Consider the following 17411-nt stretch of genomic DNA (forward strand, 5'->3'; position numbering starts at 1 on the left):
CGGGGGGAGGGTGGCCGTGGAGCCGGCCAGTCCGAGGCCGCCGAGCGGCACCGCGAGCAGCAGCACGGTGGCGAGCAACGGCAGCAGCCGGCGGCGCTCGACGGCGGCCACGCCCGTGGCGCGCGCGGCCCGCGACACCTGCGCGGGCAGCCGCGGCCGGCCGGGCCTCGGAAGCCTCGGAAGGAGAGTCGGCGGCATCAGCTGCCCCCGAGGCGGAGACAGGCGGCGGCGGTGCGGAGCATGATCCGGACGTCCTGCCAGAGCGACCAGGTCTCGATGTAGAGGTTGTCGAACCGGGTGCGGTCCTCGATGGACGTGTCGCCGCGCAACCCACTGACCTGGGCGAGGCCGGTGAGCCCGACCGGCATCCGGTGGCGGTCCGCGTAGCCGGGGTAGAGCCGGCTGAACCGCTCGACGAAGTGCGGTCGTTCGGGGCGCGGGCCGACGAGGCTCATGTCGCCGCGCAGCACGTTCCACAGCTGGGGCAGTTCGTCGAGCGAGGTGCGCCGCAGCAGCCGGCCGACGGGGGACATCCGGCCGTCGTGGCTGATGTTCCAGCGGGTGGCGGCCTCCTGGTCGTCGGCCGGCCGCAGGCTGCGGAACTTCAGCATGACGAACGACCGGCCGTCCTCGCCGACCCGCTCCTGCCGGAAGATCACGCCAGGACCGTCGGCGAGCCGGACGGCGACCGCGCAGAGCAGCAGCAGCGGCGCGACGGCGACCAGGGCGGTGCCGGAGACGGCGACGTCGAGGCCGCGTTTGGCCCACCTGGCGATCCGGTAGCCGGGCGGCGGGTCGAGGCGGCGGCAGGTGTAGCCCCACAGGTGGCCGTGGCGCGGCCGTCCGGCGAGCCGCGTGCCGGCCGGCCCCGACTCGATCCACCAGACCGCGCAGCCGCGTTCCCAGAAGGGCCGCAGCAGTGGGGGCCGCGGTGGGCGGGCGAAGACGACGTGCCGGACGCCGCCGCGCAGCACGGCCCGGCCGAGGTCGGCGCCGAGCGGCAGCACCGGCAACGGGGCCCGCTCGGGCAGCCGCTCGGGAACCGGGCCGACGAGGGCGACGGGCCGCATGCCGAACTCGGGGTGCGCCTGGAGCATGGCGGCGACGCGCTGGGCGTGCGCGCCGGTGCCCACGATCAGCGTGGGGAGCGGTCGACGGCGCGCGGCGCGGCGACGGGTCGCGTGGACGGTGCCGCGCGCCAGGACGGCGAGCAGGGTCTGGGCGGAGACGAGCACGAGCGTCCTGACCGGCTCGTGCCGTTCGGCGAGGAGCGTGGCGGCGCCGCACCAGGCGACGACGGAGTGGCCGAGCAGCGGCGGGAGCTCGTCGAGGGCGGCGGCGGTGGGCGTCGGCCGGTAGAGGCCGCGGACCCGGTTGAGGGCGGTGAACGCGACGAGGACGACCAGCGCGGCCAGCACGAGGGCCGGGGTGAGCGCCTCGGACGCCGGGGAGGGGCCGGCGAGCACGGGGAGGCCGGCGACGGCGAGCGCGTTGCGCGCCAGCAGCGCGCCGGCCGCGGTGTCGCGGGCCGGCTGCCGGGAGCGGCGGCGCGGCGGGGTGGGCGCGGGGAGCGGGCCACGGGGCTGGACGACGGCGGTCTTGACGCCGCCCGCCACGGTGGCGGTGGTGACGGTGGCGGTCCCTTCGATGGTCATCGCCGCGCGCGCTCCCCGCGGCCGGGCGCCAGGGGCCGGGTGCCGCAGGCGGATCTCGGCGCCTCGTCCGACGGTTCGCCGGCGGCCCGCCGCGGTCCCGGCGTCAGCAGCCGCCGGTAGAGCCGCAGGCAGGCGGCGGCGGTGTGCCGCACGTCGTGGCTGGCCAGGACGTGGTCGCGGGCCTGCCGGCCGAGGGTGTCGCGGAGGTCGGGCGCGTCCAGCAGCGCGGTGACGGCCCCGGCCAGGGCCCGGGGGTCGGCTGGCGGGACGAGGCAGTGCGGGGCGTGGCCGGGCGGCAGGCTCTCCCTGGCGCCGCCGACGTCGGTCAGCAGCACGGGCCGGCCGGCGGCCATCGCCTCCAGGGGCGCCAGCGCCATGCCCTCCCAGCGGGACGGCAGCACGACGAGGTCGGCGGCCGCGTACCAGGGCAGGGTGTCGTCGGTGTGGCCGGCGAACAGCACCTCGGGTCCCGCGGCGCGGTGCAGTGCGGCCCGTTCAGGACCTTCGCCGACGAGCGCGAGCCGGGCGGTGGGGAACCGGTCGAGCACCGCGGGCCAGGCGCGGAGCAGCAGGTCCTGGCCCTTCTGCGGGCAGAGCCGGCCGACGCACACCACGAGCGGGGCGCGCTGCGGCAGGCCGTGCACGGCGGCCAGCGCGGCGCGCGCCTGGCGCCGCGCGACCCCGTCGGCGGCCGGGTGGCGGTCGAGGTCGACGCCGTTGCGGATGACGGTGTGCCGGCCGGCGATCCCGGCCCGCTCGGCGCGCCGCCGCTCCTCCTCGCTGACGCAGAGCACCCGGTGCGTCCAGCGGGCGGCGTGCCGCTCCCAGCGGACGGCGAGCCGCGCGGTGGCGCCGCCGACCGCCTCGAACGACCAGGCGTGCGGCTGGAAGACGGTGGGCAGCCGGCCGCGCAGCGCGAGCCGCCCGGCCAGGCCGGCCTTGGCGCTGTGCAGGTGGACGAGGTCGGGGGCGGCCCTGCTGATGGCGCGGGCCGCGAAGGCGACCTCCCACGGCAGGTTGGGCCCGGGGGCCCGCTCGGCGTGCCAGAGCCGGACGTCGGCCCCGGCGGCCGCCGCGGCCCGGCCGAGTTCGCCGCCGGACGGGCAGAGCACGATGGCGCGGATCCCGGCGTGGGTCTGCGCGCGCACCAGGTCGGTGACGACCCGGGCGACGCCGCCGTCCACGGGCTGGGCGAGGTGCACTACGGTCAGCACGCTTCCGTCCTTGCGGGCTTCGGGGCTCGGGATTCGAGAGGAAGGCTTCGGGAGGCGGTGGGGCCGCCGGCCGGCCCGGCTCAGCCGGCCGCGTCGACCTGGAGGAACAGCGCGCCGAGCTGGTAGTCGTGGTCGCCGCTGCCGAACCCGACGTCCAGGCCGCCCTCGGCGCCCTCCGCCAGCGCGCCCGAGATGTCCAACACATCCGCGTCGAAGCCGAGGGTGTTGGGGTGGGCGGGCTCGCGCTTGTCGACGGATCTGCCGTGGTCGGCGATCGTGGAGTTCATCACGTCCTGGACGGGGTTGACGGCGTCGCCGAGCGCCCCGTCCAGGCCGGCGGCCCGCACCGTCACCGTGTCCCCCGTCCGCCCGCGGTCACCGCCGCCGGCCACCACGCCGAGGCTGCCGTGCGCCCCCGGGTCGGCGGTGAGTTCCGGAATCCGCAGGTCGGCGGTGGCGCCCGCTCCGTCCACCGAGACGAAGCCGTCCCAGAGGGCGATCTCCCGCAGCGGTTCCGCCGCGTTCTCGTAGGCCACCACCAGGCTCCAGCCGCCCCAGCCGCCGGCCGCCGAATGCCCCATGGCGGTGTTGATCTGGGCGACCGTCCAGGATCCCGGCTGGCTCCAGCGCACCAGCTCGGTGACGTCGGCCGAGGCGAAGAACGCGGCCTGGTCGCCGGTGTCCCGGTGGCCGATGACGGAATCCGCGAGCAGTTCCTTGTACTGTCCGCCCGGCTCGGCGATCAGCACCCGGCCGTTGTCCTGCGGCGGTTTGTGTTCGCCGACCCGGATATTGGCCCCCCAGTAAAGGCGGGCGTGGCTCACCCGTGACCCGGGAGGCAGCCGGAGTTCCGCGCGACTGGAGTTGTAGGTGTTGGGATCGGAGTCGACGTCGATGTACGCCATCTCGTACTGGCCGCCCCCGGCCGCCGCTCCCGACTGGGCTTCCGAGCAGCTGGGGGCCGAGGCGAGCACCACGCGGCCGCAGGTGATGACGGAGTTGGCGGCCTGCGCGACGCCGCCGTGTTGGACCGCGCGATAACGCTCGGCGAACGGAATGGTGGGCGCCTCGGCGGCGACCGCGGCGAACGGCCGCTGGCCGATGGCGAACAACGCGACAACGGAGAGAACGAACAAGGCCAGGCGCCGCATGACTCACCCTTCGACCGCTTTCCGACCGGCGTTGAAAACCATGACAGAAAACAAACGGGAAATCACGTAAAACGCGCGGGGCCTCGCACATGACAGCACACCACGATTTACATAAGAATTGATTTACATACGAATGGGAATGATGGTCACACCACACAGAACGCTGGCGCCACACAAGGCTGGTTCCACACAGAACAGAAAAGAGCCCCCGCTCCGGATCTCTCCGGAGCGGGGGCTCTCACCAACTGGTGCGCGAGGGGGGAGTTGAACCCCCACGCCCTTTCGGGCACTGGAACCTGAATCCAGCGCGTCTGCCTATTCCGCCACCCGCGCATACGCACCGCCGAAGGCTTCCGTGGACCCTCCCTGAGGACCGGCCAACCGGCCGCCGTCGACATGCAGAAGGCTAACACGCTTCCCGAGGCCCTCTCACCCGGTTTCCCGGGGCCCGGGACCCACGCCCCGGCGCCGCGAACCGACGCGCCCCGCGCGCACCCGGGACACTCGCCCCGCCCGATTCTCACCCACCCCGGGGCGTTCCCCTGGCGCATGCGCGACACTGTTCCTTGCCCGCCCCTACGATCCAGGGGTGGAGCGGTGCGCGCAGGGGAACCACCTGGTCGTCTCGCGCGTGGATACGATCAGTAAGCAGTACCACGCCGCGCGCACCGGGACACGGAGAAGGAGGTGCAGGACATGGGAGTACTGAAGCGCTTCGAACAGCGTCTTGAGGGCCTCGTCAACGGCACCTTCGCCAAGGTCTTCAAGTCCGAGGTCCAGCCCGTCGAGATCGCCGGTGCCCTGCAGCGCGAGTGCGACAACAACGCCGCCATCTGGAACCGGGAACGCACGGTCGTCCCCAACGACTTCATCGTCGAGCTCAGCTCGAGCGACTACCAGCGGCTCGCCCCCTACGCCAGCCAGCTGGGCGACGAGCTCGCCGGCATGGTCCGGGAGTACGCGAAGCAGCAGCGGTACACGTTCATGGGCGAGATCAAGGTCAACCTCGAGCAGTCCGCCGCGCTGGACACCGGCCTGTACCGGGTGCGCAGCCGCACCCTCGCCTCCTCCACCTCCGCCGCCCAGGCATCGGCGCCGCCCGCCGGCCCCCCCGGCCACGCCCTCCGGCCGCCGGCCGGCGGCCCGCCCCCGATGCCGCCGCGCGCCCCCGGTGCCGCCCCGCCGCCCTTCGGGCAGCCGGCCGCCGGCCGGGTCCGCCGCTGGGTCGAGATCAACGGCACCCGCCACCAGATCGCCCGCTCCAGCCTCGTGATCGGCCGGAGCACCGAGGCCGACGTGCGGGTGGACGACCCGGGCGTCTCCCGGCGGCACTGCGAGATCCAGGCCACCGAGCCGCCGGTCGTGCGCGACCTCGGATCCACCAACGGCATCGTGGTGGACGGGCAGCACACCAAACGCGCTACGCTCCGCGACGGTTCACGCGTCGTCGTGGGCAGCACCACCATCATCTACCGGCAAGCCGAAGGGTAAAGCGGGGGGCAATGTCAGAGCTGACCCTGACGGTCATGAGGCTGGGCTTCCTGGCCGTCCTGTGGCTGTTCGTGATCGTGTCCGTCCAGGTGATCCGCAGTGACCTCTTCGGCACCCGCGTCACCCAGCGCCCGGTCGCCCGTCGCCCCGAGCCGCAGCCGGCCCAGGGCCAGGCCCCGCCGCAGAGCCGGCGCGCCTCGCAGCCCCAGCAGCGCGGGCGGCAGCGCCGCGGCGCCCCCACCAAGTTGGTGGTCACCGAGGGATCCCTCACCGGTACCACTGTCGCCCTCCAGGGGCAGACCATTACGCTCGGCCGGGCACACGACTCGACCATCGTGCTGGACGACGACTACGCGTCAGGCCGGCACGCCAGGATCTACCCCGACCGGGACGGCCAGTGGATCGTGGAGGACCTGGGTTCGACCAACGGCACCTACCTGGACCGTGGCCGGCTGACCACCCCGGTTCCCATCCCGCTCGGCGCGCCGATCCGCATCGGCAAGACGGTCATCGAGCTGCGGAAGTAGGCGGACACATGACGACCGGAGGGTGGGCGAGGCGCGTATGAGCCTGTCACTCAGATTCGCCGCCGGATCCCATGTCGGGATGATCCGCGACCACAACGAGGACTCCGGCTACGCCGGTCCCCGGCTGTTGGCCATCGCCGACGGCATGGGCGGCCAGGCCGCGGGCGAGGTCGCCAGCTCCGAGGTGATCTCCACCCTCGTCCAGCTCGACGACGACATCCCGGGATCGGACATCCTCACCTCCCTCGACGCCTCGGTGCAGCGGGCCAACGGCCAGCTCCGCGCCATGGTGAACGAGGACCCCAGGCTGGACGGGATGGGCACCACGCTCACCGCCCTGCTGTGGACGGGCCAGCGGCTCGGCGTCGTGCACGTCGGCGACTCCCGCGCCTACCTCCTGCGGGACGGCGAGCTCACCCAGATCACCCAGGACCACACCTGGGTGCAGCGCCTGGTGGACGAGGGCCGGATCACCGAGGAGGAGGCCACCACCCACCCGCAGCGCTCGCTGCTGATGCGTGCCCTCGGCAGCGCCGACCACATCGAGGCCGACCTCTCCATCCGGGAGGTCAGGCCGGGCGACCGCTACATGGTCTGTTCCGACGGCCTGTCCGGGGTGGTCAGCGCCGAGACCCTGCGGGACACCCTCAACGCGTTCCACCCGCCGCAGGACACGGTCCGCGAGCTGATCGAGCTCGCGCTCCGCGGCGGCGGCCCCGACAACGTCACCTGCATCGTCGCCGACGTCCTCGACGTCGACGTGCAGATCGGCGACACGCTCGCCCGCCAGCTCTACGACGCCCCGCAGATCGTCGGCGCCGTCGCCGAGGTGCAGGCCCAGCTCGCCGGCGAGACGCCGCACACCCCGGCCTCCCGGGCCGCCGAGCTCGGCCGTCCCGCGCCCCCGCCCACCGAGCCTGGGCCGCCCACCGGCGTGTTCGGCGCGTTCACCGACGAGGAGTACCTCAAGCCGAGGCGCGGCCGGATCTGGAAGCGCTCCGCCCTGATCGTGCTGGCCCTCGCCGTGGTCGGCGGCGGCCTCTACACGGGCTACCGCTGGACCCAGACCCAGTACTACATCGCGGCCAACGGCGACCACGTCGCCCTCTACCGCGGCCTCAGCCAGCAGCTCGGTCCGCTGAACCTGAGCAGCGTCGAGGAGGACTACCCGGACATCCGTCTCGAGTTGCTGCCGACCTACAAGCGCGACCAGGTCGAGGGCACCATCTCGGCCGACAGCCTGGGCGCCGCCGAGACCCGGATCACCGAGCTGTCCGACCAGGCCGAGGCCTGCCGGCTGCTCTCCGAGGAGCGCGCCGCCGAGGACGCGGCCAACGGCGGAACGGAGGGCGGCGCCGGCAAGGGCGACCAGGAGGAGGAGCCCGCGCCGGGTCCCGAGGCCCCGAGCATGACCGAGGAACAGCGCGAGCTCGCGCGGCAGTGCAGCGCGTAGCGGCCCACCGACGCCCCACCGACGCCCAGGCGACGACCGCCAAGCGACGACCAGAGACGACACACGATGAGCAGCACTAGCAACACCACAGTCTCCACCGCCGGCCCGCCGAGCCGGCGGAACACCGAGCTGGCCATGCTCGTGTTCGCCGTGCTCGTCCCGGTCCTGGCCTATGCCAACGTGGGCCTCGCCAAGGACGAGTCGCTGCCGGCCGGCATGATCGGCTACGGGCTCGGCCTCGGCCTGATGGCCGGCGTCGCGCACCTGGTGGTGCGCCGCTGGGCGCCGTACGCCGACCCGCTGATGCTGCCGCTCGCCACGCTGCTCAACGGCCTCGGCCTGGTGCTGATCTGGCGTCTCGACCAGGAGCCGGTCCTCTCCACGCCGGCGCTCGGCGGCCCGATGGCCGCGGGCCAGCTGATGTGGTCCATCGTGGGCGTGGCGCTCTTCCTCGGCGTGCTGATCTTCCTCAAGGACCACCGGATCCTCCAGCGCTACACCTACATCTCGATGGTGGTCGCGCTGCTCCTGCTGATCTCCCCGATGATCCCCGGCATCGGCGACTCGGTGAACGGCGCCCGGATCTGGATCCGGATCCCCGGCCTCGGCGGGCTACAGCCCGGCGAGTTCGCCAAGATCGTGATCGTGGTGTTCTTCGCCGGCTACCTGATGGTCAAGCGGGACGCGCTGGCGCTGGCCAGCCGCCGGGTGATGGGGATCTACCTGCCGCGCGGCCGCGACCTCGGCCCGATCCTGGCCGTCTGGGCGATGAGCCTGATGATCCTGATCTTCGAGACGGACCTCGGCACCTCGCTGCTGTTCTTCGGCGCCTTCGTGATCATGCTCTACGTCGCCACCGAGCGCACCAGCTGGATCATCTTCGGCCTGCTGCTCTCGGCCAGCGGCGCCGTCTTCGTGGCCTCCACCAACGCCCACGTCGGCGACCGCGTGGACAACTGGCTGAACCCGCTGGCCCTCCAGAACGGCGGCGTCACCGAGACCGCGCAGGTGATGTACGCCTTCGGCTCGGGCGGCCTGTTCGGCTCCGGGCTCGGGCAGGGCTTCTCCCGGCTGATCGGCGGCATCGCCGCCAAGAGCGACTACATCCTGGCCACGGTCGGCGAGGAGCTCGGCCTGGCCGGCACGATGGCCGTGATCCTGGTCTACGCGCTGCTGATCGAGCGGGGCATGCGCACCGCGCTCGCCGCCCGCGACCCGTTCGGCAAGCTGCTGGCGATGGGGCTCTCCGGCGCCTTCGCGCTCCAGGTGTTCGTGGTCGCCGGCGGCGTCACCGGCGTGATCCCGCTCACCGGCATGACGATGCCGTTCCTGGCGCAGGGTGGCTCGTCCGTCATCGCCAACTGGGCGCTTATCGCCGTCCTACTGCGGATCAGCGACACTGCCAGGAAGCCGGCTCCGGCCCCGGCGCCCTCCCTCGACGCGGAACAGACTCAGGTGGTTCGAGCATGAACAAGCCCATGCGCCGGGTGGCGGTCTTCTGCGGCCTGCTCATCCTCGCCCTGCTGGTCCGGGTGAACTGGGTGCAGTTCGTCCAGGCCGACGAGCTCGCGAGCGACGAGAACAACCGGCGGGTGCGGATCGAGCAGTTCGCCCACCCGCGCGGCGACATCATCGTCGACGGCGAGCCGATCACCGGCTCCGTGGAGACGGACAGCTCCGACTTCCGTTACGCGCGCACCTACACCGAAGGACCGATGTGGGCCCCGGTCACCGGCTACGCCTCCCAGGCCTTCGGCAGCAACCTGCTGGAGAGCGTGGAGGACGACGTGCTCTCCGGCACCGACGACCGGCTGTTCTTCAACAACACCATCGACATGTTCACCGGCGAGGACCAGCGCGGCGGCAACGTGGTCACCACGCTCAACGCCGCCGCCCAGGAGGCCGCCTACAACGGCCTGTTGGAGGCGGGCCAGGGCGACGACGCGGCCAAGGGCGCCGTGGTCGCCCTCGATCCGCGCACCGGCGCCATCCTCGCCGCGGCCTCCACCCCCTCCTACGACCCGTCGTCCTTCGCCGGCACCGGCGCCGAGGACGAGGAGGCCTGGGTCGGCCTCGACAAGGAGAACGACCCGGACGACCCGATGCTCAACCGGGCCCTCCGCGCCACCTACCCGCCAGGCTCCACCTTCAAGATCGTCACGGCGGCCGCCGCCCTGGAGAACGGCCTGGTCGACGACATCGACGAGTCGTCCCAGACCCAGTACGAGAACCCGTTCCAGCTGCCGCAGAGCACCACCGAGATCTCCAGCCAGGCCGGGGCGGCCTGCGACGAGCCGAGCATGCGCCAGGCCCTGGTGCTCTCCTGCAACTCCACCTTCCTCGGCCTCAGCGACGACGTGGGCAACGAGGAGATGATCTCCACCGCCGAGGACTTCGGGTTCAACGAGGAGCAGTTCGTCCCGGTCCGCGCCGACGCCAGCGTCTACCCCGAGGACGACGAGCCGGGCAACGCGATGGCCGGCATCGGCCAGGCCTCCAACCGGGCCACCCCGCTCCAGATGGCCATGGTGGCCGCGGCCGTCGCCAACAACGGCACGCTGATGGAGCCGTACATGGTGGACGAGCTGGTGGCCCCGAACCTCTCGACCATCGAGCGGCACGAGCCGCAGGAGCTGAGCCAGCCCCTCTCCCCGGAGAACGCGCAGCTGCTCCAGGAGGCCATGGAGTCCGTGGTCAGCGAGGGCTCGTCCCGGGACGCCGCGTCGATCGACGGCGTGCGGGTCGGCGGCAAGACCGGCACCGCGCAGAACGGCGAGGGCAACGCGAACAACCCGTTCGCCTGGTTCATCTCCTACGCCATCACCGACGACGGGTCGCCGGTCGCGGTGGCCGTGGTGGTCGAGGACGCGGGCGCCGAGCGCGACCAGATCTCCGGCTCCGACCTCGCCGCGCCGATCGCGGGCGACGTGATGCGGGCCGTGCTCGACGGCGAGAACTGAGGGCGCCGGCGCCCTCCGGGCGCGACACGGCGGAACGCCGGGGGAGTGGCCGCACGGCAACCGAATGGCCCCCGGCACACGTCCTACCCATGACCGACCGCGGGTGTTCGGTCGCGGCGCACGGCGATACCGGTTGGATATCGTCCGAGCACCGCCGTCCGGCGGGCCCATCCCGGCGGGTACCGTAAGCCAGGGTCGACTTCCGGAGTCCAGCAGGAGCCAGGAGGCGCCCGGACCGAACGGAGAGGGCAGGAAACATGGAAGAGCCGCGTCGCCTCGGCGGGCGGTACGAGCTGGGCCAGGTGCTGGGCCGCGGCGGCATGGCCGAGGTCTATCTCGCCCATGACACGCGCCTCGGCCGCACGGTGGCCGTCAAGACGCTCCGTGCCGACCTCGCCCGCGACCCCACGTTCCAGGCCCGTTTCCGCCGGGAGGCCCAGTCGGCGGCCTCGCTGAACCACCCGGCCATCGTCGCGGTCTACGACACCGGCGAGGACTACGTCGACGGCATCTCCATCCCCTACATCGTGATGGAGTACGTCGACGGCTCGACGCTGCGGGAGCTGCTGCACTCGGGCCGCAAGCTGCTGCCCGAGCGGGCGCTCGAGATGACGATCGGGGTCCTCCAGGCCCTGGAGTACTCGCACCGCAACGGCATCGTGCACCGGGACATCAAGCCGGCCAACGTCATGCTGAACCGCAGCGGCCAGGTCAAGGTGATGGACTTCGGCATCGCCCGCGCCATGGGCGACGCCGGCATGACCATGACGCAGACGGCCGCGGTCATCGGCACCGCCCAGTACCTCTCCCCCGAGCAGGCCAAGGGCGAGTCGGTCGACGCCCGCTCCGACCTCTACTCCACCGGCTGCCTGCTCTACGAGCTGCTGGCCGTGCGCCCGCCGTTCATCGGGGACTCCCCGGTGGCGGTGGCCTACCAGCATGTGCGCGAGGAGCCGCAGCCGCCCAGCGTCTACGACCCGGAGATCAGCCCCGACACGGACGCCATCGTCCTGAAGGCGCTGGTCAAGGATCCGGACTACCGGTACCAGAGCGCCGACGAGATGCGCGCCGACATCGAGGCCACGCTCGACGGCCGGCCGGTGGCGGCCGCCGCGGCCCTGGCCGCGGCGCCCTACGGCTACGACGACCGGCCGACCACCGCGCTGCGCGCCACCGACCCGGCCACGGCGATGATGTCGCCGGCCAACGACCCCGGGTACAACGGCTACAACAACGGCGGCTACGACGAGTACGGCGGTCGCGCCGACCGCCGCCAGCGCCGGCGCAACACCTCGACGATCCTCCTGGTGCTGGCCGGGATACTGGTGCTGATCGGCGCCATCTTCATCGGCCGGGCGCTGTTCCCCGGCGATTCGCCGCCCTCCCAGTCCCAGGTGCCCGACGTGGCGGGCCAGGAGGTGGACGCGGCCACCAGAGAGCTGCAGAACGCCGGCCGCTTCGAGGCCGAGGAGGGCGAGAGCAGGCCCTGCCCGCAGGAGGAGGGGCTGGTCTGCGAGACCGACCCGCCCGCCGGCACGGAGCTCGAGGAGGGCTCCACGGTCACGTTGATCATCTCCGAGGGCCCGGAGGCCGTCGAGGTGCCGGACGTGGTCGGCGAGGACCTCGAGGACGCCGAGGCCGAGCTCGACGAGGCCGGCTTCGACGTGAACACCGAGGAGCAGGAGTCCACCGAGGAGGACCCGGGCACCGTCCTCGACCAGGACCCGAGCGGCGGCCAGGAGGCCGAGCCGGGATCCGTCGTCACGCTCACGGTGGCGGTGGAGCCGGAGGGCATCGAGGTGCCGGACGTGGTCGGCAGGAGCTTCGAGGAGGCCAGCCAGATCCTGGAGCAGGCCGACCTGACCGCCACCCGGGTCGAGCAGCCGGACGACAGCCGGCCGGAGAACCAGGTGATCCAGCAGGACCCGGGCCGCGGCGAGCGGGTCCCGGAGAACAGCGTGGTGCAGCTGGTGGTGGCCGTCCCGTCCGCGCCCACGGAGCCCGCGCAGGTGCAGGTGCCCGACGTGACGAACCAGCCGCTGCCCCAGGCCAGGGCGACGCTGGAGGCGGCGGGCTTCGACGTCCGGGTCGCGGGACCCGACACCGAGACAGCGACCGTGATCGCCTCCGACCCGGGCCCTGGCCAGCAGGTCGAGCAGGGCGCGACCATCACGCTCAACACCTTCGACCTGGGCGCGGCCGTCGGCGGCAACAACGGCGGCGGTGACGGCGGCAACGGCAACGGCGGCGGGGGTGACGACGGCGGCGGCGGCTTCATCTCCGGCATGGGCGGCTGAGCCCTCCGCACCGCGTCAGCCAGGCGAGAGGCCCGCGGCGACCGACCCTTTCGGGTGGGTCGCCGCGGGCCTCGCCCGTTCCCGGCCGGCTCAGGCCGTCCGACGCCGGCGGCTAGCCGGCCTCCGCCTCCGGCAGGACCTCGGTGCCCGGGGTCGGCTCGGCCAGCCAGTCCGGGTCGTTCTGCCCACTCCACCACTTCCAGGCGGCGAAGGCGCCGCCGGCCGCCAGGCCGAGCATCCCGATCCTGCGCACCACCCGGCCCGCCGCGTGGCAGCGCTGGCGGCGCCGCAGCGCCGAGCGCACGTCGCCAGGCGTGACCTCGCCGCGCAGCACGGCGAGCGCCGCCTGCGACCTGGCGGCGGCCTGGCGGCCGGCCGGCCCTGCCGAGGCCATGGCGCGCTCCATCCGCGGGGCCAGCTGGGTGGCGTAGCCGGACCGGGCCTGATCGGCGACCCAGCGGGCGCGCGGCCCGACGTACCCGCCGGCCTGCTGGGCGTACTGGCTCGCGTTGCGCCTGGCGCCGGCCGCGTAGGGCGTCACCAGGTCGGCCGCGTGCCGGACGCCGGACTTCCCGTTGTGGCTCACGTTGTCTCCTCCTTGCTCAGCGAACGGTCTGTTGGCGATCCTCGTGGGCTTTTGTCCCCTCGTGCGAAAATCATTCCTGTTCTGGCGTGATCTGGCACTCCAAACGGCCATCCGGGGGCATGGTGTGTCGTCCAGGCATGGCAGGATCGGGCAACGTCACTGACGTAGACGGAAGGTAAATCGTGGCTGAGCAGCTCTACGCCACCCTGAAGACCAACCGCGGCACCATCGAGGTCCGGCTCTTCCCGAACCACGCGCCGAAGACGGTCAAGAACTTCGTCGAGCTCGCCGAGGGCAAGCGCGAGTGGGTCAACCCGCAGACCGGCGCGCCGTCCACCGACAAGCTCTACGACGGCACCGTCTTCCACCGGGTGATCAGCGGCTTCATGATCCAGGGCGGCGACCCGCTGGGCAACGGCACCGGCGGTCCCGGTTACAAGTTCGCGGACGAGTTCCACCCGGACCTCGCCTTCAACCGCCCCTACCTGCTGGCCATGGCCAACGCCGGCCCCGGCACCAACGGCTCGCAGTTCTTCATCACCGTGTCGGAGACCGTCTGGCTGACCGGCAAGCACACCATCTTCGGCGAGGTCGCCGACGACGCGGGCAAGCAGGTGGTGGACGCGATCGTCAACACCGCCACCAACCCGCGCACCGACCGGCCCGTGGAGGACGTGGTGATCGAGTCGGTCACCATCGAGACCCGCCCGGCCTGAGCCGTCCTTCGCGTGGCTCCCCCGGGAACCTTTCCGGCCCCCTGTCCGTAGGATCAGGGGGCCGGTTCCGCGTCCGCGCCCCGGAGAGCGAGAGCCGGCAGGAGCGAAGGGACACCATGGCGCAGGCGTACGGACAGCCGTCGCAACCCACCGGCCTGCCGCGCTGCTACCGGCACGGCGAGCGGGAGACGGGCATCCGCTGCACCCGCTGCGAGCGGCCGATCTGCCCCTCGTGCATGATCTCCGCCGCCGTCGGCTACCAGTGCCCCGACTGCGTGCACGGCGCCCAGGGCGCCGCCCGCGCGGCCCGGCCGCGCACGCTGGCCGGCGGCGCCGTGTCCGCCGACCCCCGGCTGGTCACCAAGATCCTGCTCGGCCTCAACCTGCTGGTCTTCGTGGCCGTCCTGGTCGGCGGCGACCGGCTGGTCGAGGACCTGGGGATGCTCGGCCACGCGCAGGACCCCTCCACCACCCCCTGGACCTGGGTGGGCGTGGCCGACGGGCAGTGGTACCGGCTGCTCACGGCCGCGTTCCTGCATCAGCAGGTCTGGCACATCGCGTTCAACCTGATGGGCCTGTGGTTCCTCGGGCCGCCGCTCGAGGCGGCGCTCGGCCGGGTCCGCTTCGTGGCCCTCTACCTGATCTCGGCGCTGGCCGGCTCCACCCTGTTCTATCTGCTGGCCCCGCAGAACCAGCTCTCGCTGGGCGCCTCAGGCGCTATTTTCGGCCTCTTCGGCGCCACCGCCGTGCTGGCCCGCCGGATGCGGTACGACATGCGGCCGATCGCCGGCCTGCTGGCGGTCAACCTGCTGATCCCGTTCCTGTGGTCCGGCATCGCCTGGGAGGCGCACATCGGCGGCCTGGTGGCCGGCACGCTCGTCGCCCTCGGCCTGGTCTACGCGCCGCGCGAGCGCCGCACGCTGGTCCAGGTGGGCAGCTGCGTGCTGGTGCTGCTGGTGATCGCGGTGGCCTGCGCGGTCAGAACCGCCCAGCTGCTCTGACCCGGTGGAGCCGCTCCGACCCGGTGGGCCGGCCGGGCCGGGTTATCCACCGAACATCACAAGATCTGTGGATAACCGGGCCGATGGGGGAACGTTCGTACGGCTTCCGAACGGCCTCCGCACCCCCGTTCGCCTGCGGAAACGTGAGTTGTCCACAGCCGGCGCGTGAATCGTCACCGCCTGTGGATAACTCTGCCGGGAGCATCAGGGGTATGCGGCTACTTCCACTGCGTGGAGACCACGAACCCCAGCGCGATGAAGCCGAAGCCGACCACGATGTTCCAGTTGCCCAGGGCCTCGATCGGCAGGTCGGCCCTGGTGATGTAGTACAGGACGATCCAGGCCAGCCCGATCGCGAACATCGCCAGCATCAGCGGTGCGACCCACCTGCGCCCGCCCATGTCGATCTTGGTGGCCTGCCGCTTCTCAGGCGGCGTGTACGTGTCGTCCTTCTTCTTCCGGATGCGTGACTTCGGCACGAGTGGCTCTCCTGTCGATCGCGCTCGGCGACGCGTAACGGTGGGATCGTCCGTTAGCGTAGTGCGTCCAGGGCGGATTAAGGAGACCAGGGGGATGGTGAACGGCTTCCGCTTCCGGCCGGGGCGGCTCGGCACCATCGCGGTCTTCGCACTCGCCGGGCTCATATTCTGGCTCAGTTCCCAGGTCTCCCAGGGCAACAACATCCGCACCGACGACTCCCTGCTTCAGATGTCCGACCTCGTCAGGGAGCGGGCCAGGGAGAACGCGGGCCTGGAATCGGCCGCCGCGGAGCTCCGCGCCGAGGTCGAGGCGCTCGCCGCCCTGGACAGCTCGGTCGACCCCGCGGACCGGCGCCGGCTCGACGAGCTCGGCCGGCAGGCCGGCCTCACCGAGCTGGCCGGCCAGGGCCTGACCGTCACCCTCACCGACGCCCCGCCGGACGCCACCCCGCTGGTGCCGAACGTGCCGGAACCGTCCCCCAACGACCTCGTCATCCACCAGCAGGACCTCCAGGCCGTGGTCAACGCGCTGTGGGCCGGCGGCGCCGAGGGCGTCCAGGTGATGGACCAGCGGCTCGTCTCGACCAGCGCCGTGCGCTGCGTCGGCAACACCCTGATCCTCCAGGGCCGGCTCTACTCCCCGCCCTACACCGTCTCCGCGGTCGGCGACCGGGACGCGCTGCGCGCCGCGCTCGACGCGGCGCCCGCCCTCCAGGACTACCAGCAGTACGTGCGGGCCTACGGCCTCGGTTGGCGGGTCGCGGAGCACGGCTCGCTCACCCTGCCCGGCTTCGACGGCAGCGTGGCGCTGCACCACGCCGAGCCGTTGTCCCCCGAGGCCTCCCCCGCGACCGAATGACTCCGATCCCCTCCGCCCCTTCCGCCACGCGTCGTACCCTTGGGTCAGCAGCGGCGGACGAAGGGGAAAGCGAAGCCAATGTACGGGTGGATCTGGCGGCATCTGCCGGGCAACACCGCGGTGCGCGCGCTGATCTCGCTGGCGCTGGTGATGGCCGTGGTCTACCTGCTCTTCGAGTACGTCTTCCCGTGGGCCGAGCCGATCATGCCGTTCAACAACGGGGGGGCCGTCGAATGAGCGCCCGGGTGCTGGTCGTGGACAACTACGACAGCTTCGTCTACAACCTCGTGCAGTACCTGTACCAACTCGGCGCCGAGTGCGAGGTGTCGCGCAACGACGCGGTCACCACCGCGGACGTCGAAGCCGGCGGGTTCGCCGGCGTGCTGCTCTCGCCGGGCCCCGGCACCCCCGAGGACGCCGGCGTGTGCGTGGAGATGGTCAGGCACTGCGCCCGCACCCGCACCCCCGTCTTCGGCGTCTGCCTCGGCATGCAGGCCATGGCCGTGGCCTACGGCGGGGTGGTGGGCCGGGCTCCCGAGCTGCTGCACGGCAAGACCTCACCGGTCAGGCACGAGGGCGCCGGCGTCTTCGCCGGGCTGCCCTCGCCGTTGACCGTCACCCGCTACCACTCGCTGGCCGTGGACGAGTCCACCGTGCCGGCCGGGTTCGAGGTCACGGCGACCACCGACGCCGGCGTCGTGATGGGCCTGCGCCACCGCGAAGTACCGGTGGAGGGCGTCCAGTTCCACCCCGAGTCGGTGCTCACCGAGGGCGGCCACCGGATGTTGGCCAACTGGCTCGCGGTCTGCGGCGACGACGGCGCCGTCGAGCGGTCGCACGGCCTGGCTCCCGTCGTGGGGTCGGCGGCGTGACCCACCCGGGCTGGGGCCCGGACCAGGGCTCCGGCGACGCCCAGGACCCGGAGGAGACGATGGGCCTACGGCGCCCGTCCGACCTCACCCCGGCCCCTCCCCCAGCCGAGGGCCGGGCGGCCCGCCGCCGCGCCGCCCGCCACCCTCCAG

General features: G+C 72.7%; 16 protein-coding genes, 1 tRNA gene and 1 pseudogene. 11 read left to right on the top strand and 7 right to left on the bottom strand.

The annotated features are described in order from the left end of the window. The 5 genes and pseudogenes from ACYVPE_RS35220 to ACYVPE_RS35240 all read right to left on the bottom strand — a co-directional run. Positions 1–198: pseudogene (locus ACYVPE_RS35220) on the bottom strand (hypothetical protein); the annotation flags it as partial. After that, the gene (locus tag ACYVPE_RS35225) at positions 198–1655 is read right to left on the bottom strand and encodes a sugar transferase (RefSeq protein WP_461037883.1); all 1458 of its coding nucleotides are present in this window, start codon (positions 1653–1655) and stop codon (positions 198–200) included. The gene ACYVPE_RS35225 and the pseudogene ACYVPE_RS35220, both read right to left, overlap by 1 nt. Beyond that, positions 1652–2869, bottom strand: a complete 1218-nt coding sequence (locus ACYVPE_RS35230; RefSeq protein WP_461037884.1) for a glycosyltransferase — start codon at positions 2867–2869, stop codon at positions 1652–1654. Before ACYVPE_RS35230 ends, ACYVPE_RS35225 begins: the two co-directional genes overlap by 4 nt. Positions 2870–2949: 80 nt before the next feature. Beyond that, complete coding sequence (locus ACYVPE_RS35235) at positions 2950–4020, bottom strand: DUF3344 domain-containing protein (RefSeq protein ID WP_461037885.1); 1071 nt, start codon at positions 4018–4020, stop codon at positions 2950–2952. Between the two features lie 246 nt (positions 4021–4266). Beyond that, positions 4267–4353: transfer RNA gene (locus ACYVPE_RS35240), tRNA-Leu, on the bottom strand. Positions 4354–4716: 363 nt separating this feature from the next. Here ACYVPE_RS35240 and ACYVPE_RS35245 point away from each other — a divergent pair. The 6 genes from ACYVPE_RS35245 (at position 4717) to pknB (ending at position 12748) form a co-directional block, all read left to right on the top strand. Continuing rightward, positions 4717–5511: an FhaA domain-containing protein gene (locus tag ACYVPE_RS35245; protein ID WP_461037886.1), complete on the top strand. Its 795-nt coding sequence runs from the start codon at positions 4717–4719 to the stop codon at positions 5509–5511. Between the two features lie 11 nt (positions 5512–5522). Continuing rightward, positions 5523–6038 (top strand): FHA domain-containing protein FhaB/FipA, encoded by a 516-nt coding sequence (locus tag ACYVPE_RS35250; protein WP_461037887.1) that lies wholly within the window; start codon positions 5523–5525, stop codon positions 6036–6038. A 37-nt stretch (positions 6039–6075) separates the two neighbouring features. Further along, positions 6076–7491 (top strand): PP2C family protein-serine/threonine phosphatase, encoded by a 1416-nt coding sequence (locus ACYVPE_RS35255; RefSeq protein ID WP_461037888.1) that lies wholly within the window; start codon positions 6076–6078, stop codon positions 7489–7491. A 66-nt stretch (positions 7492–7557) separates the two neighbouring features. After that, positions 7558–8961 (top strand): FtsW/RodA/SpoVE family cell cycle protein, encoded by a 1404-nt coding sequence (locus ACYVPE_RS35260; protein WP_461037889.1) that lies wholly within the window; start codon positions 7558–7560, stop codon positions 8959–8961. Beyond that, the gene (locus ACYVPE_RS35265) at positions 8958–10451 is read left to right on the top strand and encodes a penicillin-binding transpeptidase domain-containing protein (RefSeq protein ID WP_461037890.1); all 1494 of its coding nucleotides are present in this window, start codon (positions 8958–8960) and stop codon (positions 10449–10451) included. Before ACYVPE_RS35260 ends, ACYVPE_RS35265 begins: the two co-directional genes overlap by 4 nt. 257 nt (positions 10452–10708) lie before the next feature. Next, the gene (pknB, locus tag ACYVPE_RS35270; RefSeq protein WP_461037891.1) at positions 10709–12748 is read left to right on the top strand and encodes a Stk1 family PASTA domain-containing Ser/Thr kinase; all 2040 of its coding nucleotides are present in this window, start codon (positions 10709–10711) and stop codon (positions 12746–12748) included. Between the two features lie 112 nt (positions 12749–12860). On the opposite strand, the gene ACYVPE_RS35275 is transcribed toward pknB, so the two are convergent. Beyond that, a complete protein-coding gene (locus tag ACYVPE_RS35275) occupies positions 12861–13334 on the bottom strand; it encodes a DUF5324 family protein (protein WP_461037892.1) in 474 nt (157 codons plus the stop codon). Positions 13335–13516: 182 nt separating this feature from the next. Between ACYVPE_RS35275 and ACYVPE_RS35280 the strand changes: the two genes are divergently transcribed. After that, a complete protein-coding gene (locus tag ACYVPE_RS35280; protein ID WP_461037893.1) occupies positions 13517–14050 on the top strand; it encodes a peptidylprolyl isomerase in 534 nt (177 codons plus the stop codon). A 116-nt stretch (positions 14051–14166) separates the two neighbouring features. Next, positions 14167–15051: a rhomboid family intramembrane serine protease gene (locus ACYVPE_RS35285; protein ID WP_461037894.1), complete on the top strand. Its 885-nt coding sequence runs from the start codon at positions 14167–14169 to the stop codon at positions 15049–15051. A gap of 218 nt (positions 15052–15269) precedes the next feature. Here the strand turns inward: ACYVPE_RS35285 and crgA are convergent, their stop codons facing one another. Beyond that, a complete protein-coding gene (gene crgA, locus ACYVPE_RS35290; protein ID WP_132933489.1) occupies positions 15270–15530 on the bottom strand; it encodes a cell division protein CrgA in 261 nt (86 codons plus the stop codon). A 94-nt stretch (positions 15531–15624) separates the two neighbouring features. Between crgA and ACYVPE_RS35295 the strand changes: the two genes are divergently transcribed. From ACYVPE_RS35295 to ACYVPE_RS35305, 3 genes are all read left to right on the top strand, one after another. Continuing rightward, positions 15625–16389, top strand: coding sequence for a DUF881 domain-containing protein (locus tag ACYVPE_RS35295; RefSeq protein ID WP_461037895.1), 765 nt, complete (start codon positions 15625–15627; stop codon positions 16387–16389). Positions 16390–16467: 78 nt separating this feature from the next. Further along, a complete protein-coding gene (locus ACYVPE_RS35300; RefSeq protein ID WP_461037896.1) occupies positions 16468–16626 on the top strand; it encodes a hypothetical protein in 159 nt (52 codons plus the stop codon). Next, positions 16623–17261: an aminodeoxychorismate/anthranilate synthase component II gene (locus ACYVPE_RS35305; RefSeq protein WP_461037897.1), complete on the top strand. Its 639-nt coding sequence runs from the start codon at positions 16623–16625 to the stop codon at positions 17259–17261. The genes ACYVPE_RS35300 and ACYVPE_RS35305 overlap by 4 nt, the downstream gene beginning before the upstream one ends. Positions 17262–17411: the final 150 nt, after the last annotated feature.

This window comes from Streptomyces mayteni (genome assembly GCF_054783955.1).